Raw genomic sequence first — 17,809 nt, 5'->3', positions numbered from 1 at the left:
CGCTGCCACCTCCCCGCGAGCGGGGAGGATTCTAGGGTCCCTGGCTTCGTGCCGATCAATCCAGCCGGCGCGCCAGTTCCTTGTTGAGCCCGAGCGCGATCAGCGTGCCGAGCGCGCCCGACAGCAGATAGCCGCCCGCCGCGATCAGGCCGAACTTGCTCGCCAGCACCAGCGCGGCGAGCGGCGCGAAGCCGGCGCCGAACAGCCAGGCGAGGTCCGAGGTCAGCGCCGCGCCGGTATAGCGCGCGCGCTTGGGAAAATTGCTGGTCACCGCGCCCGACGACTGACCGAACGACAGGCCGAGCAGGATGAAGCCGCCGATCATGAACACCAATTCGCCGGCGTCGCCGCCGCGCAGCAGCTGCGGTGCGAAGCCGCTGAACGCCGCGATCGCCGCCGCGGTATAGCCGAGCACCGAGCGCCGGCCGATACGGTCGGCGAGCATGCCCGAGGCGACGGTGGAGGCAAGGCCGAAGACCGCGCCGATCATCTCGATGCCCAGGAAGCGGGCGATGTTCTGGTCGGTGTAGAGGTTGATCCACGACAGCGGGAACACCGTCACCATGTGGAACAGCGCGAAGCTGGCGAGCGGCGCGAAGGCGCCGATGATGATGTTGCGCCACTGCGCCTTGATCGTCGCGCTGACCGGCGACGGGGTCAGTTCGCGGCTCTTGAACAGTTCGGTATATTCCGGCGTCACGACGATGCGCAGCCGCGCGAACAGCGCCACGACGTTGAGGGCGAAGGCGACGAAGAACGGATAGCGCCAGCCCCAGGCGAGGAAGTCGACCGGCTGCATGTTGCTGAGGAAGAAGGCGAACAGGCCGCTCGCCACGATCAGGCCGAGCGGCGCGCCGAGCTGCGGCACCATCGCATACCAGCCGCGCTGCTTTTCCGGCGCGTTGAGCGCGAGCAGCGAAGCGAGCCCGTCCCAGGCGCCGCCCAGCGCCAGCCCCTGGCCGATGCGGAACAGCGCGAGCAGGATCGCCGCCCAATTCCCCGCCTCGTTGTAGCCGGGCAGGAAGGCGAGCGACACGGTCGAGGTGCCGAGCAGCAGCAGCGCGATGGTCAGCTTGGTGCCGCGGCCATGGCGGCGGTCGATCTTCATGAAGATCTGCGTGCCGATCGGCCGCACCACCCAGGCGAGCGGGAAGAGCGCGAACGACCAGAGCGTGCCGGTCAGCCGGTCGACATAGGGAAAGACGACCTGCGGGAAGACCAGCACCGAAGCGATGGCGTAGACGAAGAAGTCGAAGAATTCGGAGGTGCGGCCGATGATGACGCCGATCGCGATTTCACCCGGACGGACCTGTTGGTCGCCATGGGTGTTGACGGCGCGTGCGTCGCGCTCGAGCGGGGCGGAAGAGGCGGTTGCCACGGCCATGATCTACGTTCCTGACTTCTTGCGGAAGGCCACCGGCCTCCGGGCGACAACGCGCCGGGCGGACGGTCGGTCCCGGCACGATAACGCGCCCCTGTATCGCCCGATCGCGGACCATGGGATAGGACAAAATGTCCTATTTTGCGGTGCAGCAACCAAGCCTAGCTGCGCGTCCATGCGCATTCCCACGCTCTCCCCATCCCGTGCCCGCACCCGGTTGCGCACGCTCGCCGCGGTGTCGCTCGCGCCCGCCCTGCTCGGCGGCTGCGACTGGGTGGTGATGAACCCGGCAGGCGACGTCGCCCGGCAGCAGGCGGACCTGGTCCTCTGGTCGACCTTCCTGATGCTGCTGATCATCGTGCCGGTGATCGCGCTGACCATCCTGTTCGCGTGGAAATACCGTGCGGCGAATAAGGAGGCGGAATATGCGCCCGACTGGGACCATTCGACGGGGCTCGAACTCGTCATCTGGTCGGCGCCGCTGCTGATCGTCATCGCGCTCGGCGCGCTGACCTGGATCAGCACGCATACGCTCGACCCCTATCGGCCGCTGTCGCGGATCGCGCCGGGCAAGCCGCTGGCCGGCAACGACAAGCCGCTGGAGATCCAGGTCGTTGCGCTCGACTGGAAATGGCTGTTCATCTATCCCGAACAGGGCGTCGCGACGATCAACGAACTGGTCCTGCCGGTCGACCGCCAGGTGCGTTTCCGCCTGACCTCGTCGTCGGTGATGAACACCTTCTACGTCCCCACCCTCGCCGGCATGATCTACACCATGCCGGGCATGGAGACGAAGCTGCACGCCGTGCTCAACAAGCCCGGCCGCTACGAAGGGTTGTCGGCCAATTACTCGGGCGCCGGTTTCTCCGACATGCGCTTCAGCGTCACCGGCACCGATGCCGCGGGCTTCGACCGCTGGGCCGCCGCCGCCAAGGGCGCGCAGGGCAAGCTCGACCTCGCCACCTATCTGCGCGTCGAGCGGCCGAGCGAGCGCGTCCCCGCGATGCGCTTCGCCGCGGTGCAACCGCAGCTGTTCGACCGGATCGTCGGCCAGTGCGTCAAGCCCGGCCTGCCCTGCATGCAGCACACCATGGCCAAGGACATGCGCGACGGTGGCGGCCATGGCGCCGCGACCAACGACACGCCCGACCAGCGCGGCAGCCAGGCGAAGGGCGCGATCCTGAAGCAACCGCAGGAAAAGGGCGCCGCCCCCAGCCGCGCGACCCCGCGTGGCGAGGCGCCCGGCGCCGCCCAGCCCGGCTCCGATGCCAACCGCAACATGACCTCGGTCGACCCGCTGCCGGCGCTCGTCGCCGGGCGCGCCACCGTCGCCCGTTCGTAGGACCGTATCCATGTCCGATACCCTGATGAAGACCATCTTCGGGCGACTGACGCTCGACGCCATCCCCTATCACGAGCCGATCCTGGTCGGCACGTTCATCGTCGTCGCCATCGGCGGCGCGGCGGTGCTCGGCGCGCTCACCTACTTCAAGGTGTGGGGCTATCTGTGGAAGGAATGGTTCACCAGCGTCGACCACAAGAAGATCGGCATCATGTACATGGTGCTCGGCATCATCATGCTGCTGCGCGGTTTCGCCGACGCGCTGATGATGCGCGCGCAGCAGGCGATGGCCTTCGGCGCCAATGAAGGCTTCCTGCCCGCGCACCATTACGACCAGGTGTTCACCGCGCACGGCGTCATCATGATCTTCTTCGTGGCGATGCCGTTCGTCACCGGCCTGATGAACTATGTCGTGCCGCTGCAGATCGGCGCGCGCGACGTCAGCTTTCCGTTCCTCAACAACTTCAGCTTCTGGATGACCGTCGCGGGCGCGATGATCGTCATGGCCAGCCTGTTCGTCGGCGAATTCGCGCGCACCGGCTGGCTGGCGATGGCACCGCTGTCGGGCCTCGACTACAGCCCCGACGTCGGCGTCGACTATTACGTCTGGGGCCTGCAGATCGCGGGCGTCGGCACGTTGCTGTCGGGCGTCAACCTGCTCACCACCATCGTCAAGATGCGCGCGCCGGGCATGACGCTGATGAAGATGCCGATCTTCACCTGGTCGGCGCTGGCCACCAACACGCTGATCGTCGCCGCCTTCCCGATCCTGACCGCGGTGCTCGCGCTGCTCAGCCTGGATCGCTACGTCGGCACGCACTTCTTCACCAACACCATGGGCGGCAACCCCATGATGTACGTCAACATGATCTGGATCTGGGGCCACCCGGAAGTGTACATCCTGATCCTGCCGGCGTTCGGCGTGTTCAGCGAAGTCACCAGCGCCTTCTGCGGCAAGCGCCTGTTCGGCTATACGTCGATGGTCTACGCTTTGCTCGTGATCACCGTGCTCGCCTATCTCGTCTGGCTGCACCATTTCTTCACCATGGGGTCGGGGGCGAGCGTCAATTCGTTCTTCGGCATCACCACGATGATCATCTCGATCCCGACGGGCGCGAAGATATTCAACTGGCTGTTCACCATGTACAAGGGGCGGATCCGCTTCGAACTGCCGATGATGTGGACAGTCGCGTTCATGATCACCTTCGTGATCGGCGGCATGACCGGCGTGCTGCTCGCCGTGCCGCCCGCGGACTTCGTGCTGCACAACTCGCTGTTCCTGATCGCGCACTTCCATAACGTGATCATCGGCGGGGTGCTGTTCGGCATGTTCGCCGGGATCAACTTCTGGTTCCCGAAGGCGTTCGGCTACAAGCTCGACAAGTTCTGGGGCACGATCAGCTTCTGGTGCTGGGTGGTCGGCTTCTACGTCGCCTTCATGCCGCTCTACGTGCTCGGCCTGATGGGCGTGACCCGCCGGCTGCGCCACTTCGAGGACCCGTCGTTGCAGATCTGGTTCATCGTCGCCGCCATCGGTGCGCTGATCATCGCGGTCGGCATCGCCGCCTTCCTGATCCAGCTGTTCGTCAGCTATCAGAAGCGCTACGAGCTCGCCGACACCACCGGCGATCCGTGGAACGCGCGCAGCCTGGAATGGGCGACCTCGTCGCCGCCCCCCGCCTATAATTTCGCGTTCACGCCGGTCGTCCACGATCTCGACGCCTGGTACGACATGAAGAGCCGCAACGCCGCGCGGCCGGTGGACGGCTTCCGCCCGATCCACATGCCCAGCAACACCGGCTCCGGCGTGATCCTCGCCGGCCTGTCGATGGTCTTCGGCCTGGCGATGATCTGGTACATCTGGTGGCTCGCCATCCTGTGCTTCGTCGGCATCCTTGCCGTCGCGATCGGCCACACGTTCATCTACGACCGCGACTATTACATCCCCGTCGACGAGGTGACCGCGGCGGAAGACGCGCGCACCCGCGCACTGGCCACCGCGGGAGCCTGAGGGAGTCATGACCAGCCGTAACCCCACGGTCGAAGAAGCGACCATCCCGCCCGGTGCGCAGGCGCCGATCTTCTACGAGACGGACGAGCATCACCACGAGGCCGGCGGCAGCACGATGCTCGGCTTCTGGCTCTACCTGATGAGCGACTGCCTGATCTTCGCCATGCTGTTCGCCGCCTATGGCGTCTACGGCGGCAGCTATGCGGGCGGGCCGCAGCCGCACGAGATCTTCGAACTGCCGCTCGTCGCGCTCAATACGTCGATGCTGCTGCTGTCGTCGATCACCTACGGCTTTGCGATGCTGGCGATGAACGACGGCAAGGTCCGCGCGGTGCAGGGCTGGCTGGCGATCACCGGCCTGTTCGGTGCGTCGTTCGTCGGCATCGAGCTGTACGAATTCGGCAATCTGATCGCCGAGGGCGCGACGCCGCAGCGCAGTGCCTTTCTGTCGTCCTTCTTCACCCTGGTGTCGACGCACGGTCTGCACGTCACCTTCGGTCTGATCTGGCTGGTGACGCTGATGGTGCAGGTCGGCCGCAAGGGCCTGATCCCCGCCAACCAGCGCCGCCTGCAGTGCCTGTCGCTGTTCTGGCACTTCCTCGACGTCATCTGGATCGGCGTCTTCACCTTCGTCTATCTGCTGGGAGTGCTGCGATGAGCGCCGACCATCACGCCGCCGACCATGCGCACGGCCATGGCCACGATCATGGCCACGGCCACCACGGCGACGCGCCGCACGGCTCGCGCCGCGACTATCTGATCGGCTTCTTTCTGTCGGTCGTGCTTACCGCCATCCCGTTCGGGCTGGTGATGAGCGGTGTGATCGCCGATCCGCGCGTCACCGCCGGCCTCTGCATGGCGTTCGCGCTGGTGCAGATCGTCGTCCACATGATCTACTTCCTGCACATGAACGCCAAGTCGGAGAACGGCTGGACGCTGATGGCGCTGATCTTCACCGTCGTCATCGTCGGCATCTGCCTCGCCGGCTCGCTGTGGGTCATGTATCACATGAACCTCAACATGATGCCCGGCCAGGGAGCGATGGACGGCATGTGACGGGGCGGCGGCGATGACGACATCCCCGCCCCGCCGCCGACACCGCGCCGCCGTCACGATCGTGGCGGCGGTGGCGGTGCTGCTGCTGATCGCGCTCGGCGTGTGGCAGCTCGAACGCCGCCAGTGGAAGCTGGCGCTGATCGCGCAGACCGAACGACAGCTGGCCCTGCCCCCGGTCGCCGCGCCCGGTCCCGACCGCTGGCCGACGATCGGCAAGAGCGATGCCTATCGCCCCGTCGTCGCGACCGGCCGCTACCGCCCTGGCGCGGACACCTATGTCCAGGCGGTGACCGACCTCGGCGGCGGCTTCTGGGTCATCACGCCACTCGCCACCGATTCGGGCTTCACGCTGCTGGTCAACCGCGGCTTCGTGCCGCAGGACCTGCGCGGCCGCGTCGCGACGCCGGCCGGGCCGCAGCGCGTCGTCGGCCTGCTACGCCTGACCGAACCGCGCGGCGCCTTTCTGCGCCACAACGATCCGGCGGCCGATCGCTGGTATTCCCGGGATGTCGCGGCGATCGCCGCACGACGCGGCCTCGGCGTTACCGCCCCCTATTTCATCGATGCCAGTCAGCCGACCCATGGCTGGCCGCGCGGCGGCCTGACGGTGGTGCGCTTCCCCAACAACCACCTGCTCTACGCCTTCACCTGGTTCGGCCTCGCCGCGCTGATCGCGCTCATGACCTGGCGGGCGCGGCGCTGACGCCTCAGCAATTGGCGACGAATTCGCGCAGCTCCTCGTCGCGGATCTCGAACACGGCGAACAGATCGAGCGCCTGCAGGGCTGGCACCGCCGCCGCGATCGCTTCCGACAACAGCTCCCGCGCGGCAGGGTCGATCTCGGGATCGGACCAGCGCTGCGCATTGCGGACGAACGCCGCCACCGTGCCCTTGCGCAGCGTCAAACCGTCCACGTCGAGATAATCGTCGCCGTCCGCCAGGACATCCTCCGGCCGGGTCGCTTCACCGCTCATCGTCGCGCCTTTCCGCTCATGCCAGTTCCATCATCACTATAGCGGAGGCGAGCGCTCCGGCGAACATTTGGTCCGTTTCGGCTCTTCGGCGTGACGCCATGCACCGCGGCAGACGATCAAGCCGGCTCGGGTCGGCGAGCAGGCCGCAGATCAGCGCCTCGTCGCCGCCCGCGCCGAAGGGACAGGCCCGGCACAGGGGCCTACCAAGGCAGCCCTCGCCCAGCGTCATCGCGCTGTCGATCACCGGCGCGAGCATGTCGAAGCCGAGCGGCGCAAGCAGCGCGTGCAGGCGTTGCTGGACCGGCAATCGCGCGTCGCGTGCGGCACGCCAGCAGCGCGCGGCCTGCGCGATGACCGCCGCCGGCACCGTCATGGTCGTGTCGCCGGCCACAACCGGCCGACCCTCGCCGCATAGATGTCATACTGGGTGCCGAACCGCGCCCGCATCATCGCCTCCTCGCGCGGCACGCGAAGCGTCCACATCGCCGCGAAGGCGGGGATGGCGAGCGAGCCGGCGACGACATTGTGGATCAGCAACGGCTGGATGAGCACCGCCAGCCAGATGGCGACATACATCGGATGCCGCCAGCGCGCGTAGACACCTTCGGTGACCAGGCGGTGTTCCGCGTGCACCTCCAGTCCCGGGCTCCAATTGCGCCCCAGGTCGGCGTGGCTGCGCCAGAACAGCCACAGCGTCGGCAGCAGCATGATCGCGCCAGCGGCCGTCGCCGCGCCGGGCAGCCGATAATCCGAGAAGGCGAACAGCCCGGTCGCCAGATGGAGCAGCGGCAGGACCATCATCGTCGCGAACATGCCGAGCAGCAGCGCGCGCTCGGTGGCATCGCTGTGCGCTTGGACCACGGCATTGGCGCGATTGCGTGCAGCGTGCGGCAGGCGGATCGCGGTCATCGTGACGAACAGCACGAGCCAGAGCAGCCCGCCCAAGCCGATGTCCCGCCAGCGTAAAAAGGCGAGGCCGATGAGCACTGCACAGGCGGCCAACATCGCGACCGTCCCGATCCCGCTCATCATCGGCCGGCGACCGCTGCCCGGCACATGGCCCCGCTCCGCGTGATCGACCATCGAAAGACCTCCCGTCAGCTTATGCTATTGCGAGTCTATAGCATCTAAACAAGTGCGCGGCAATCGCGATGCGTCGTGCCTTCGCCGATCGCAGCGGCTATAGCGGTGCCATGCCCGTCGCCCCGCCCGCCCGCGCCGATGCCGCCGCGCGCAACATGCGCCAGCTGGTGCTGCTGCGCTGGCTCGCGGTCGGCGGTCAGCTTGCCGCGATCGTCATCGTCCACGCGGTGTTCGCGATCCGGCTGCCGTTGCTGCCGATGGTGTCCGTGCTTGGGGGCCTCGTCTTCCTCAATCTCGTCACGTTGCTGCGCCTGCATCGCTGGCCGGTGACGCATGCCGAATTGTTCGGCAGCCTGCTCGTCGACGTCACCGCACTGACCGTGCAGCTCTACCTCAGCGGTGGCGCGACCAATCCGTTCGTCTCGCTCTATCTCTTGCAGGTGGTGATGGGCGCCGTGCTGCTCGACGCCTGGTCGAGCTGGGCGCTGGTCGGCGTGACCGGTGCCGCCTTCGCGCTGCTCGCCGTCGAGCACCGGCCGCTGCTGCTGCCCGCGGCGTTGGCGACCAGCCTGTCGCCGGTCTATATCTTCGGCAGCTGGCTCGCCTTCGTGCTCGCCGCGGTGCTGCTGGTGCTGTTCGTCACCCGCATCGCCGCCAATCTGCGCAGCCGAGACGCCCACCTGGCGGAGATGCGCCAGCGCGCGGCGGAGGAAGAACAGATCGTTCGCATGGGCCTACTCGCCAGCGGCGCCGCGCACGAACTGGGAACGCCGCTGTCGTCCATCTCCGTCCTGCTCGGCGACTGGAAGACGGAGGCCGCGATCCGCGCCGATCCGCGCCTCGCCACCGAGGTCGACGAGATGCAGGCGGAGGTGAAGCGCTGCAAGGCGATCGTCTCCGGCATCCTGTTCGCCGCGGGCGAGGTCACCGGCGAGGCGCCGGCGCGGACGACGCTGCGCCGCTTCCTGACCGCGATCGTCACCACTTGGCCAGGCAAAGTGACGTTCGAGGACCGGCTTGGCGCCGACCGGCCGATCGTCGCCGACCGCGCGCTCGGCCAAGCGCTGACCGCCCTGCTCGACAATGCGGCGGAGGCATCGGCGAACTCGATCGCGCTCGTCGCGCGCACCGCCGACGACGCGCTGGTGCTGGCGGTGCAGGACGACGGCATCGGCTATCCGGACCAGGTGCTCGAAAGCCTGGGCCGCCCCTACAACAGCAGCAAGCCACGCCAGGGCGCTGGCCTCGGCCTGTTCCTCGCCACCAACGTGCTGCGCACGCTGGGCGGGACGCTGGAGGCGCGCAACTTGCCCGGCGGCGGCGCGGAGACGCGGCTGACGCTGCCACTGGCCAGCCTGGCGCTGGAGGAGGACGCATGACCGACATCGCGACGGATACGGCGACGGACCGGCGCCTGCTCGTCGTCGAGGACGATGCCAGCTTCGCTCGCACATTGGCGCGCAGCTTCGAACGGCGCGGCTATCGGGTGGAGATGCTCGCCGGCCCCGACGGACTGGAAGCGGCGGCGCGCGACTTTCGACCCAGCCATGCGGTGGTCGACCTGCGCCTGGGCGGCGCGTCCGGGCTCGCCTGCGTCGCCGCGCTGCACACGCTCGATTCGGCGATGAAGATCGTCGTGCTGACCGGCTTCGCCAGTATTGCCACCGCGGTCGAGGCGATCAAATTGGGCGCGACCAACTATCTGACCAAGCCCGCCAACACCGATGACATCGAGGCCGCCTTCGCGCGTGAGGACGGCGATGCAGATGTCGACATTTCGGCACCGCCGACCTCGATCAAGACGCTGGAATGGGAGCATATCCACCAGACGCTGGCGGATGCCGACTTCAACATCTCCGAGGCGGCCCGGCGGCTGGGCATGCACCGGCGGACGCTGGCGCGGAAGCTCGACAAGCGACACATGGGCTGAGCCAGCAACGCCGTCATTCCCTCCTGCGCCCGAATGACGGAACGGCGTTTAGCGCAGCAGCTTCGGCGCTTCCTGCTGCAGCACCTCGCGGATCTTGCCCGAGAACATCGCCAGGAACATCGGTACGTCGACGACCATATGAACATTGTCGGCGGCGACCGTCGCACGGGTCGCCAGCGCCTGTCCCATCGCCTCCACCTTGAAATGCAGCGTGTCGCCATCCCAACGCTGTTCGGTGATCGAACCGCCGGGAATCACCTTGCCGATCTTGCCAATGCCGCCGTCCAGCCGCGCCCTGGCGGCGTCCTTGCCGAGCTGGTGGGGGATGTTGACGTCGATCTGGCTCATGCCGGTTCCTTCTCGTTCTGTTCGGTCGCGAACAGCATCGCATCGTCGGCAAACGCCTTGAACTCGAGCGCGTTGCCCGAAGGATCGGTGAAGAACATCGTCGCCTGTTCACCGACCTGGCCGGGAAAGCGGACGTGCGGCGGGATGCCGAAGCGGACGCCGGCAGCCTGCAGACGATCGGCGAGGCCCCGCCAGTCGGCCATGGTCAGCACCACGCCGAAATGGGGTACCGGCACATGATGACCGTCGACCGGATTGGCGACGGTGACCGGCTGCGCCGCCGGATCGAGATGCGCGACGATCTGATGGCCGTAGAGGTCGAAGTCGATCCACTGGTCGCTCGACCGCCCCTCCCGGCAGCCGAGCAGCCCGCCGTAAAAGGTGCGCGCCGCGGCGAGATCGTGGACGGGGAAGGCGAGATGGAAGGGGCGAAGCGTCATAAGGGTTGCATAGCCTATTCTCCGCGGCACCGGATAGCCTGCCCGCGCACGACGAACCCCTCCCCGCCCCGACCCGGATTTGCTAGGCGCGCGGGCGATGACCCGCCGCCCCGCCCTTCTCGCTCTGCTGTTCGGCGCGCTTGCCGCCACCGGTTTCGCGCCGCTGCAACTTTGGCCGCTGATGCTGGGCGGGCTTGCCGGCCTCGCCTGGCTGATCCATCGCGCGCCGACGATGCGCCGTGCCGCATGGCTCGGCTGGTGCTGGGGCCTTGGCCATTTCACCGTCAACAACAACTGGTTCCAGCACGCCTTCGACTTTCAGGACAAGATGCCGCCGGTGCTGGGCTATTTCGCCGCGGTCGGCCTTGCGCTCTATCTCGCGATCTTTCCAATGGCGGCGGCGATGGCGACATGGCGGCTGAGTCGCCGGAACCGACCGGACGCCGCCTTCGCACTGATCTTCGCCGCGGCGTGGATCGCGACCGAATATCTCCGCTCCATTTTGTTCACCGGCTATGCCTGGGACTCGGTCGGCGTCGTCTGGCTGCCGGTGATCGGGGTCGCGCGTCTTTCCGCCTTGATCGGCACCTATGGGCTGTCCGGCGTCACCGCGCTGGCCGCCGCGTCGCTGCTGCTGGTGCCGCAGCGGCGGTGGACCCTGCCGGCTCTCATGTTCTCTGCGCTGGCGGTGGCTGCGATCCTCGCCCCGCTGTCGCGCGCGCCGGACGCCGCGCCGGGTGCGCCGCTGCTCCATGTCGTCCAGCCCAATATCGGCCAGAATGCGCGCGGCGAGGACGATCAGGAGGCGATGCTCGCTGCGCTTACCCGTTGGTCCGGCCGCCCGGGCCCGCGCCCACGCCTGGTGCTGTGGCCGGAGGGCGTGATGCGCGACTATCTGGAAAGCGGCTATCCCGGCTGGATCTATGACGGGCAGAGCCCGCTGTTCAACCGCTGGCGGCTGGCCCGCCTGCTCGGCCCGCGCGACATTCTGCTGACCGGCCATACGCCGCTGCGCTTCGACAGGGCCGGCGACGTCGCGGGCGCGTCCAATTCGGTGTTCGCCGTCGACTCCCGGGCACGGATCGTCGGCCGCTACGACAAGGCGCATCTCGTCCCCTATGGCGAATATCTGCCGATGCCCTGGCTGCTCAAGCCGCTCGGCCTCGCCCGGCTCGTCCCCGGCGACTTCGATTTCGACAGCGGCCCCGGCCCGCGTACCCTGGCCCTGCCCGGCTTCGGCGCGATCGGCTTCCAGATCTGCTACGAGATCATCTTCTCCGGCCGGGTCGTCGACGAGGCCCATCGACCTCGGCTGATCTTCAATCCGTCGACCGATGCCTGGTTTGGCCGCTGGGGCCCGCCGCAGCATCTGGCGCAGGCGCGAATGCGCGCGATCGAGGAAGGGCTGCCGATCGTCCGCTCGACACCGACCGGCATCTCCGCCGTCATCGCTGCCGACGGCCGCCTGCTGGCGACGGTTCCGCATGAGCGCGCAGGCGCGATCGAGGTCGCGATGCCGCCGCCGCTGCCGCCGACGCCATTCAGCCGCATCGGCAATTGGGCGGCCCTGCTCACGGCGGCGGTGTTCGCCGCGCTCGCGATTGCCATTCGCCGCCCTACGCTATAGTGGTCATATAAAGGCATCTTTATATCGTTATGAGGCAGTGATGCGCAGTTCCTATATCTTCACCTCCGAGTCCGTATCCGAAGGTCATCCCGACAAGGTCGCCGACCAGATCAGCGATGCGATCGTCGACCTGTTCCTGTCCAAGGATCCGGAGGCGCGCATCGCCTGCGAGACGCTGACCACCACCAACAAGGTCGTGCTGGCCGGCGAAATCCGCTGCAAGGGCGTGTTCGAGAACGACCAATGGGCGCCCGGCGCGCTCGACGAGATCGAGGCCGCGGTGCGCGACACGGTGAAGCGTATCGGTTACGAACAGTCGGGCTTCCACTGGCAGACGTTCGACTTCTCGAACAATTTGCATGCCCAGTCGGCGCATATCGCGATGGGGGTCGATGAAAGCGGCAACAAGGACGAAGGCGCCGGCGATCAGGGCATCATGTTCGGCTATGCGACCGACGAGACGCCCGGCCTGATGCCCGCGACGCTCTATTACAGCCACAAGATCCTCGAGAAGATGGCGGCCGACCGCCACTCGGGCGCCGCCCCCTTCCTGGAGCCGGACGCCAAGAGCCAGGTGACGCTGCAATATGAGAACGGCGTGCCGGTCAAGGCGACCGCGCTGGTCGTCTCGACCCAGCACAACGCCGACCATTCCAACCCCGAGGGTCAAGCGAAGCTGCGCGACTACGTCAAGGGCGTGTTCGCCGAGATCCTGCCCGACGGCTGGCTGCCCGAAGACGAGAAGATCTACGTCAATCCGACCGGCCTGTTCGAGATCGGCGGCCCGGACGGCGACGCCGGCCTGACCGGCCGCAAGATCATCGTCGACACCTACGGCGGTGCCGCCCCCCACGGCGGTGGCGCATTCAGCGGCAAGGACCCGACCAAGGTCGACCGCTCGGCCGCCTATGTCGCGCGCTACCTCGCCAAGAACGTCGTCGCCGCCGGCCTCGCCAAGCGCTGCACGATCCAGCTCTCCTACGCGATCGGCATCGCCGAGCCGCTCAGCGTCTATGTCGACACGCACGGCACCGGGACGGTCGACGAGGCGAAGCTGGAGCAGGTGCTGCCGCAGCTCGTCCGCCTGACCCCCAAGGGCATCCGCGAGCATCTCAAGCTCAACGCACCGATCTATTCCAAGACCGCCGCCTACGGCCACTTCGGCCGTGAGCCGGACGGCCAGCTGTTCACCTGGGAAAAGACCGATCTGGTCGACCAGCTCAAGGACGCGGTCGCGGCCTGATACCGACCGGGCCCCGGCAAAAGTCGGGGCCACGGACGCCATGCAAAAGACCGCCGCGGTACTAACGCGGCGGTCTTCTCGTTTTCCTAGCCCTGTCCGCCTGGAATCGGCCGGCTACCGTCGGTAGGCGTGCCGCATTTCATCCATCCAGCCGACCTGCACGTTCGACGCGGGCGTACCCGACGCCGCCGCCGAGCGCGGCTTGCGCGCCGCTTCCAGATCGATCGGCTGGGCGAAATTAAGGCCGGCCAGCCGATCGGTGACCCACATCACCATCGCGGGCAGCCCTTCGAGCAGCCCCATGTCGACGATGATCGGCATGTCGGCCTTCAATTCGCCGTGATGCTCGACACAGGCCCCGGTCAGCGACAGATTGCGGACACGTTGCAGCATCGGGCGCGGCAGCCCTGGGACATGCAGATAGGCGCGTACGATGACGCTGCTGCGCTTCTGCCGGGGGGATTCTAGCGACTGATCCATCACAACCTCGTTGCCGCCGCTATGCCGGCTGCGTAGTTACCGAACTATGAATTTTGGCAGCTAATCCGGAGGTTTCGCTCGCATGCTCGGCCGCGCCGTGCGGCTTGTGCAGCGCCGCGACGGCCGCCGCCGTCGCCCGCTCGATCATCGCAGCGGTGATCCACGAGGGCAAGCCGTGCCGCGTGTCGGGACCGCCCAGCCGGCGCGCGGCCACTGCTCCCACCGCGACCACGATCTGGCTCGCCAGCATACGCGTGCCACCGCGCGTCAGCCTTGGATTGCGCAGCGCCAGCCCCGCCGCCACCGCGCCGGCGGCAGCGACCAGCATCAGCGGCTCGCGCGCGGCCTCGTGCCAGACGGCGGCGATCGGATGGGCTTCGGCCTTGGGGGGATGGCTCACGATGGTGTCTCCGTCATCTCGCCGCGCACCTGCGCATGCGCCAGCAACGCGAAGATCCCCGCGCCGCCGATCAGATTGCCCAGCACCGCCGGCGCGATCAACCCGCCCAGCGTCTGCGCAAGATCGATCCGCCCGGCGAACATCAGGGTGAAGGCCTCCGCCGAGCCGACTACCGAATGGCTGAAGCCGGCGATGGTCAGCGCATAGGTGAAAGCGAGGATCACCCAGAAGCTCTGCTCGCGCGCATTGGGCAGCACCCAGGCGACGATCGCAATCAGGAAGCCGGCGGGAATGGCGTTGACGATCGTCCGGCCGGCCGACAATTCGGTGATCTTGTTCGACACGGCCAGCGCCGCCTCGCGCAGCGTGGCATCGCCAATGATGCCGTGCGCGATCGCATAACCGGCGATCGCGGTACCGATCAGATTGGCGAACAGCACGATCCCCCACAGGCGCAGCGTCGCCATCGCCGCCCGCCCCGATGGCCGGGTGACCAGCGGCAGCATCGCGGTGATGGTGCTTTCGGTGAACAGCTGCATGCGGCCCAAGATGACGATCAGGAAGCCGATCGGATAGCCGAGCGCGGCAACCAGCTCCCGCCATGGCGTATCGGGCAAGGCGCGATGCAGCGCCGCCTCCGCCAGAAGGGAGGTACTGATCGCGATCCCCGCCGCGAGCCCCGACCAGAACAGCGAACGGGCGGGCCGCCGCATCTCGTCCTCGCCCGCCTCGCGCACGGTGCGGTGCAGTTCGCGTGCGTCGGCCGCTTTCAGATCGTCATCGTGGTCAGCGCGGTCGGCGGGAGGGGAATCGGCCATAAGCGGCCAACGGGCGGCGCCACGCTTTGCTCCGCCGGGCGCGGTGCTTTGCGCCGCGACGCGAAGCGGTTAAGGCCCCGCTCCCATGAACGATCCCGTCACCATCCGCCGTCTCTACGGCCGCCGCCAGGGCCACAAGCTCCGCCAGGGCCAGGCCGCGCTCGTCGAGGAACTGTTGCCGCGCGTCAGCGTCCCCGAAGACGGCGCGCTCGACGCCGCAACGCTGTTCGGCGACGACCGTCCGCTGGAGGTGGAGATCGGCTTCGGCGCGGGCGAGCATCTCGCCGGCCAGGCGGAGGCGCGGCCCGGCACCGGCTTCATCGGCTGCGAACCCTTCCTCAATGGCGTCGTCGGCGCGCTCGGCCACATCCGTGACCGCGGCCTCGGCAACGTCCGCCTGCACATGGGCGACGCGCTCGAGGTGCTGGAACGGCTGCCCGACGCCAGCCTGGGCCGCGTCTATCTGCTCCACCCCGATCCTTGGCCCAAGGCGCGCCACGCCAAGCGGCGGATGGTCAACCACGGCCCGCTCGACGTCATCGCCGCCAAGCTGAAGCCCGGCGCGGAATTCCGCCTCGGCACGGACGACCCGACCTATTGCCGCTGGTCGATGATGGTGATGAACCAGCGCCGCGACTTCGTCTGGACCGCCGAGGGGCCACAGGACTTCCTCACCCGCCCCGCCGACTGGCCGGAAACCCGCTACGAGCGCAAGGCGCGCCGCCAGGGGCACGAGGTCTGGTATTTAAGGTATATCCGACAGTAGCGCGCCTCGGTCCGTGCGCCCTTACAGCGCCTTGGGATCGACGGTCATCGTATTGCCCTTCATCGTGCCGGAACGCTGGCCGGCCGCGACGACGTCCCAGACCTGTTTGGGGGCGGGCATCGCGCTGAACGAGGGGAAGACGGACGTGCTGCCGTCGACATCGGCGAGCGTGACGGAATAGGTCCCGGTCTTGTCGATCTGGCCCATCAGTGACGGGAAGACGGTGACGCTGCGACCGGCATCATACAGGGCCAGGGTGTAACCGACTGTCTCGCCGTTGGCGCGGTAGACGCCATATTCGGTGCTGCCGTCCCCATCCCGGCACCAGCTGACAGGCGTCGCCGGCGGCGCGGTCTTGTCGGCCTTCTGCTTGGCGACGATGCTGCTGCCGACCAGCGACATCAGCAGGTCCGATCCGTTGGGCTTCACCACCTTCGCCTTATTGAAGCTCAAAGGTGTCGGGCACGCCTTGATCGGCGTCGCCGCGACGACGCCCGCCGCGCTGGCGGCGGCGGGCCACCGGATCGCCTTGACCAGATCCGACAGCCGACTGCCCAGCATCTGCGCATTGCCGATGTGCGCACTCATCCGGACGCTGACGATCCATTTCCCGACCGGCACCACGGCGAGGGCGGTGCTGCGAAACGCGCCGCCGGGCAGCGCATAAACCTGTTCCAGCCCCGTCGGCGGGGCGTGTCCCGTCACCGAGACGCCGACGGGGTCGGCCGTCACCGGCGCGGCGTTCCGGAATATGTCGCGATGTTCGAGGGCGACCCGCGACCGGTCGAACCACAGGCCGGCATCGGCGATCGCCGGGTGGAAGATATAGACCGTCGCGACCAGGTCCTTGTCCGGCGATTCGAATTGGGCGGCGACATCATGCTCGCTGGCGGTCGCATCGGTCAGCGCCGTCCGCGACAATCCCGCGAGCTGTGCGGTCAGGATCAGGCCGGTTTCGGCATGCTGCCAGCCCTTGCCCGGCGGAACCGGAAGATCCCGCGCCGCAAGCGGCGCCCCACTCGCAACGGCCAAACTCGCCAGCAGCCACTTCATCGACGTCTCCCCTCGCCGCAGAGGATGGGCGATCGTGCTCTGGCCGGCAAGCGCCATATACCTTGCCCGACATGACCGGCGATCGACGCCCAAGGCGCGCCGCCTCACTCCTCCAGCTGGGCCCCGTCGAGCATCCGGTCGCTACGCGCGCGTTCCGTGGCGTCCGCCTGCTTCTCCGCCTTGGTGCGGCCGAACTTGGCGCGGTTGGCCTCCGCAGTCTGGCGGGCGGCGGCGCGGTCACGAGCCTTGCGGGCGCGGTTCAGGTTGACGATCTCGGCCATCGCCGTCGCCTAGCCTGCCGCGAGCGTCCGCGCCATGGCGCAGACCCGCTGCCACCGCGCCAGTTCGTCGCGGGCGTCGGCGAGCGCGCGGTGCGCCGGCGTGCCGCGTTCCGCCACCCCGGCCCGCGCCCGCGCCTCCTCGACCAGCAGCGCGACGCGGTCGACCGGCACCACCTCGCGCAGGATCGCGGCCGCCGCCTCGCGCTGCGCCTCGTCCGTGTCGCGCAGGCGCAGGCTGTGCCGCGGCCGTTTCGCCGCGCGCAGCAGCACGCTCAGCCATTTTCCGTCCCACGACGGCGCGCTGGCGAACAAATCGTGGCCACATAGCGTGTCGATCATCCGCGCCGCGACGACATCGTGCGGCGTGCCGTCGCGGACCAGGGCCTCGCGGGGGATATGATGGATCGCCTCGGCTTCGGCATCCCAGTCCGTCCAGCCCTCGGCGGGCCGGATCAGATAGGCTTCGCCGCGGCCATCCTCGAACACCCAGGCGACCTCGATCGGATAGCTGGTCTTGGCGAGCGAGGAGGCTTCGAAGTCGAGGAAGACGCGCATTTCCGGACAACGCATCGGCGC

The 17,809-nt window shown here is 67.9% G+C and carries 22 protein-coding genes; 10 read left to right on the top strand and 12 right to left on the bottom strand.

Features of this window, described 5'->3' with window-relative positions; translation table 11 throughout:
* Window positions 1–55: 55 nt before the first annotated feature.
* Window positions 56–1,384 carry an MFS transporter gene (locus tag ACU5AX_RS12375; RefSeq protein WP_446691165.1) on the bottom strand — a complete coding sequence of 443 codons (1,329 nt, stop codon included), beginning with the start codon at window positions 1,382–1,384 and terminating at the stop codon, window positions 56–58.
* 172 nt (window positions 1,385–1,556) lie between these two features.
* On the opposite strand from ACU5AX_RS12375, the gene cyoA reads away from it, so the two are divergent.
* From cyoA to ACU5AX_RS12350, 5 genes are read left to right on the top strand one after another with little or no spacing between them, the layout of a single operon-like run.
* A complete protein-coding gene (gene cyoA, locus ACU5AX_RS12370) occupies window positions 1,557–2,723 on the top strand; it encodes a ubiquinol oxidase subunit II (RefSeq protein ID WP_446691164.1) in 1,167 nt (388 codons plus the stop codon).
* Window positions 2,724–2,733: 10 nt separating this feature from the next.
* Entirely contained in the window at window positions 2,734–4,734 is a 2,001-nt protein-coding gene (gene cyoB / locus ACU5AX_RS12365) for a cytochrome o ubiquinol oxidase subunit I (RefSeq protein WP_198355176.1), read from the top strand.
* Between the two features lie 7 nt (window positions 4,735–4,741).
* Window positions 4,742–5,392 (top strand): cytochrome o ubiquinol oxidase subunit III, encoded by a 651-nt coding sequence (cyoC, locus tag ACU5AX_RS12360; protein WP_446691162.1) that lies wholly within the window; start codon window positions 4,742–4,744, stop codon window positions 5,390–5,392.
* Window positions 5,389–5,790, top strand: coding sequence for a cytochrome o ubiquinol oxidase subunit IV (gene cyoD, locus ACU5AX_RS12355; RefSeq protein ID WP_198355174.1), 402 nt, complete (start codon window positions 5,389–5,391; stop codon window positions 5,788–5,790). Before cyoC ends, cyoD begins: the two co-directional genes overlap by 4 nt.
* 13 nt (window positions 5,791–5,803) lie before the next feature.
* Window positions 5,804–6,493, top strand: coding sequence for an SURF1 family protein (locus tag ACU5AX_RS12350; RefSeq protein ID WP_446691161.1), 690 nt, complete (start codon window positions 5,804–5,806; stop codon window positions 6,491–6,493).
* Window positions 6,494–6,497: 4 nt separating this feature from the next.
* Here the strand turns inward: ACU5AX_RS12350 and ACU5AX_RS12345 are convergent, their stop codons facing one another.
* The 3 genes from ACU5AX_RS12345 to ACU5AX_RS12335 are packed head-to-tail and all read right to left on the bottom strand — an operon-like array spanning window position 6,498 to window position 7,847.
* Complete coding sequence (locus ACU5AX_RS12345) at window positions 6,498–6,764, bottom strand: hypothetical protein (protein ID WP_198355172.1); 267 nt, start codon at window positions 6,762–6,764, stop codon at window positions 6,498–6,500.
* 16 nt (window positions 6,765–6,780) lie between these two features.
* Window positions 6,781–7,137, bottom strand: coding sequence for a hypothetical protein (locus tag ACU5AX_RS12340; protein WP_446691160.1), 357 nt, complete (start codon window positions 7,135–7,137; stop codon window positions 6,781–6,783).
* Entirely contained in the window at window positions 7,134–7,847 is a 714-nt protein-coding gene (locus tag ACU5AX_RS12335) for a protein-S-isoprenylcysteine O-methyltransferase (protein ID WP_446691159.1), read from the bottom strand. Before ACU5AX_RS12335 ends, ACU5AX_RS12340 begins: the two co-directional genes overlap by 4 nt.
* 110 nt (window positions 7,848–7,957) lie before the next feature.
* Between ACU5AX_RS12335 and ACU5AX_RS12330 the strand changes: the two genes are divergently transcribed.
* Together ACU5AX_RS12330 and ACU5AX_RS12325 are read left to right on the top strand one after the other, a co-directional pair.
* Window positions 7,958–9,226 carry an ATP-binding protein gene (locus tag ACU5AX_RS12330; RefSeq protein ID WP_446691158.1) on the top strand — a complete coding sequence of 423 codons (1,269 nt, stop codon included), beginning with the start codon at window positions 7,958–7,960 and terminating at the stop codon, window positions 9,224–9,226.
* The gene (locus ACU5AX_RS12325) at window positions 9,223–9,777 is read left to right on the top strand and encodes a response regulator transcription factor (RefSeq protein WP_446691157.1); all 555 of its coding nucleotides are present in this window, start codon (window positions 9,223–9,225) and stop codon (window positions 9,775–9,777) included. The genes ACU5AX_RS12330 and ACU5AX_RS12325 overlap by 4 nt, the downstream gene beginning before the upstream one ends.
* A 48-nt stretch (window positions 9,778–9,825) precedes the next feature.
* On the opposite strand, the gene ACU5AX_RS12320 is transcribed toward ACU5AX_RS12325, so the two are convergent.
* Together ACU5AX_RS12320 and ACU5AX_RS12315 are read right to left on the bottom strand one after the other, a co-directional pair.
* Window positions 9,826–10,125, bottom strand: coding sequence for a polyhydroxyalkanoic acid system family protein (locus ACU5AX_RS12320; RefSeq protein ID WP_198355168.1), 300 nt, complete (start codon window positions 10,123–10,125; stop codon window positions 9,826–9,828).
* Window positions 10,122–10,565, bottom strand: coding sequence for a VOC family protein (locus ACU5AX_RS12315; RefSeq protein ID WP_446691156.1), 444 nt, complete (start codon window positions 10,563–10,565; stop codon window positions 10,122–10,124). The genes ACU5AX_RS12320 and ACU5AX_RS12315 overlap by 4 nt, the downstream gene beginning before the upstream one ends.
* A 97-nt stretch (window positions 10,566–10,662) precedes the next feature.
* Between ACU5AX_RS12315 and lnt the strand changes: the two genes are divergently transcribed.
* Both lnt and metK read left to right on the top strand, forming a co-directional pair.
* Window positions 10,663–12,192, top strand: coding sequence for an apolipoprotein N-acyltransferase (lnt, locus tag ACU5AX_RS12310; RefSeq protein WP_446691155.1), 1,530 nt, complete (start codon window positions 10,663–10,665; stop codon window positions 12,190–12,192).
* Between the two features lie 40 nt (window positions 12,193–12,232).
* Window positions 12,233–13,435 (top strand): methionine adenosyltransferase, encoded by a 1,203-nt coding sequence (metK, locus tag ACU5AX_RS12305; RefSeq protein WP_446691154.1) that lies wholly within the window; start codon window positions 12,233–12,235, stop codon window positions 13,433–13,435.
* Between the two features lie 114 nt (window positions 13,436–13,549).
* Here the strand turns inward: metK and ACU5AX_RS12300 are convergent, their stop codons facing one another.
* From ACU5AX_RS12300 to ACU5AX_RS12290, 3 genes are read right to left on the bottom strand one after another with little or no spacing between them, the layout of a single operon-like run.
* A complete protein-coding gene (locus ACU5AX_RS12300) occupies window positions 13,550–13,915 on the bottom strand; it encodes a PilZ domain-containing protein (protein ID WP_446691153.1) in 366 nt (121 codons plus the stop codon).
* Window positions 13,916–13,934: 19 nt separating this feature from the next.
* The gene (locus tag ACU5AX_RS12295) at window positions 13,935–14,315 is read right to left on the bottom strand and encodes a hypothetical protein (RefSeq protein WP_446691152.1); all 381 of its coding nucleotides are present in this window, start codon (window positions 14,313–14,315) and stop codon (window positions 13,935–13,937) included.
* On the bottom strand, window positions 14,312–15,133 hold the full coding sequence (locus ACU5AX_RS12290) for a formate/nitrite transporter family protein (RefSeq protein ID WP_446691151.1): 822 nt from the start codon (window positions 15,131–15,133) through the stop codon (window positions 14,312–14,314). The genes ACU5AX_RS12295 and ACU5AX_RS12290 overlap by 4 nt, the downstream gene beginning before the upstream one ends.
* Before the next feature lie 85 nt (window positions 15,134–15,218).
* Between ACU5AX_RS12290 and trmB the strand changes: the two genes are divergently transcribed.
* On the top strand, window positions 15,219–15,899 hold the full coding sequence (trmB, locus tag ACU5AX_RS12285; RefSeq protein ID WP_446691150.1) for a tRNA (guanosine(46)-N7)-methyltransferase TrmB: 681 nt from the start codon (window positions 15,219–15,221) through the stop codon (window positions 15,897–15,899).
* Window positions 15,900–15,920: 21 nt separating this feature from the next.
* Here trmB and ACU5AX_RS12280 read toward each other — a convergent pair whose 3' ends face one another.
* The 3 genes from ACU5AX_RS12280 to ACU5AX_RS12270 all read right to left on the bottom strand — a co-directional run bounded on the left by ACU5AX_RS12280 (window position 15,921) and on the right by ACU5AX_RS12270 (window position 17,788).
* Window positions 15,921–16,952, bottom strand: a complete 1,032-nt coding sequence (locus ACU5AX_RS12280) for a hypothetical protein (protein ID WP_446691149.1) — start codon at window positions 16,950–16,952, stop codon at window positions 15,921–15,923.
* 104 nt (window positions 16,953–17,056) lie between these two features.
* Window positions 17,057–17,233, bottom strand: a complete 177-nt coding sequence (locus ACU5AX_RS12275; RefSeq protein ID WP_446691148.1) for a DUF4169 family protein — start codon at window positions 17,231–17,233, stop codon at window positions 17,057–17,059.
* A 9-nt stretch (window positions 17,234–17,242) separates the two neighbouring features.
* Window positions 17,243–17,788 (bottom strand): 3'-5' exonuclease, encoded by a 546-nt coding sequence (locus tag ACU5AX_RS12270; protein WP_446691147.1) that lies wholly within the window; start codon window positions 17,786–17,788, stop codon window positions 17,243–17,245.
* Window positions 17,789–17,809: the final 21 nt, after the last annotated feature.

The organism is Sphingomonas benefaciens, from assembly GCF_052907485.1.
Note: the sequence above shows the minus strand (reverse complement) of the source record. Positions and strands in the feature narration are given on the sequence as shown.

Excerpts from the sequence above, each read along its gene's own strand:
- ACU5AX_RS12325 (WP_446691157.1), top strand. The coding sequence starts at position 9,223 with ATGACCGACATCGCGACGGATACGGCGACGGACCGGCGCCTGCTCGTC.
- ACU5AX_RS12280 (WP_446691149.1), bottom strand. The coding sequence starts at position 16,952 with ATGAAGTGGCTGCTGGCGAGTTTGGCCGTTGCGAGTGGGGCGCCGCTT.
- ACU5AX_RS12270 (WP_446691147.1), bottom strand. The coding sequence starts at position 17,788 with ATGCGCGTCTTCCTCGACTTCGAAGCCTCCTCGCTCGCCAAGACCAGC.
- cyoA (WP_446691164.1), top strand. The coding sequence starts at position 1,557 with ATGCGCATTCCCACGCTCTCCCCATCCCGTGCCCGCACCCGGTTGCGC.
- cyoC (WP_446691162.1), top strand. The coding sequence starts at position 4,742 with ATGACCAGCCGTAACCCCACGGTCGAAGAAGCGACCATCCCGCCCGGT.
- cyoB (WP_198355176.1), top strand. The coding sequence starts at position 2,734 with ATGTCCGATACCCTGATGAAGACCATCTTCGGGCGACTGACGCTCGAC.
- ACU5AX_RS12340 (WP_446691160.1), bottom strand. The coding sequence starts at position 7,137 with ATGACGGTGCCGGCGGCGGTCATCGCGCAGGCCGCGCGCTGCTGGCGT.
- ACU5AX_RS12300 (WP_446691153.1), bottom strand. The coding sequence starts at position 13,915 with ATGGATCAGTCGCTAGAATCCCCCCGGCAGAAGCGCAGCAGCGTCATC.
- ACU5AX_RS12320 (WP_198355168.1), bottom strand. The coding sequence starts at position 10,125 with ATGAGCCAGATCGACGTCAACATCCCCCACCAGCTCGGCAAGGACGCC.
- ACU5AX_RS12345 (WP_198355172.1), bottom strand. The coding sequence starts at position 6,764 with ATGAGCGGTGAAGCGACCCGGCCGGAGGATGTCCTGGCGGACGGCGAC.
- ACU5AX_RS12375 (WP_446691165.1), bottom strand. The coding sequence starts at position 1,384 with ATGGCCGTGGCAACCGCCTCTTCCGCCCCGCTCGAGCGCGACGCACGC.
- ACU5AX_RS12330 (WP_446691158.1), top strand. The coding sequence starts at position 7,958 with ATGCCCGTCGCCCCGCCCGCCCGCGCCGATGCCGCCGCGCGCAACATG.
- lnt (WP_446691155.1), top strand. The coding sequence starts at position 10,663 with ATGACCCGCCGCCCCGCCCTTCTCGCTCTGCTGTTCGGCGCGCTTGCC.
- ACU5AX_RS12335 (WP_446691159.1), bottom strand. The coding sequence starts at position 7,847 with ATGGTCGATCACGCGGAGCGGGGCCATGTGCCGGGCAGCGGTCGCCGG.
- cyoD (WP_198355174.1), top strand. The coding sequence starts at position 5,389 with ATGAGCGCCGACCATCACGCCGCCGACCATGCGCACGGCCATGGCCAC.
- ACU5AX_RS12315 (WP_446691156.1), bottom strand. The coding sequence starts at position 10,565 with ATGACGCTTCGCCCCTTCCATCTCGCCTTCCCCGTCCACGATCTCGCC.
- metK (WP_446691154.1), top strand. The coding sequence starts at position 12,233 with ATGCGCAGTTCCTATATCTTCACCTCCGAGTCCGTATCCGAAGGTCAT.
- ACU5AX_RS12275 (WP_446691148.1), bottom strand. The coding sequence starts at position 17,233 with ATGGCCGAGATCGTCAACCTGAACCGCGCCCGCAAGGCTCGTGACCGC.
- ACU5AX_RS12290 (WP_446691151.1), bottom strand. The coding sequence starts at position 15,133 with ATGGCCGATTCCCCTCCCGCCGACCGCGCTGACCACGATGACGATCTG.
- trmB (WP_446691150.1), top strand. The coding sequence starts at position 15,219 with ATGAACGATCCCGTCACCATCCGCCGTCTCTACGGCCGCCGCCAGGGC.
- ACU5AX_RS12350 (WP_446691161.1), top strand. The coding sequence starts at position 5,804 with ATGACGACATCCCCGCCCCGCCGCCGACACCGCGCCGCCGTCACGATC.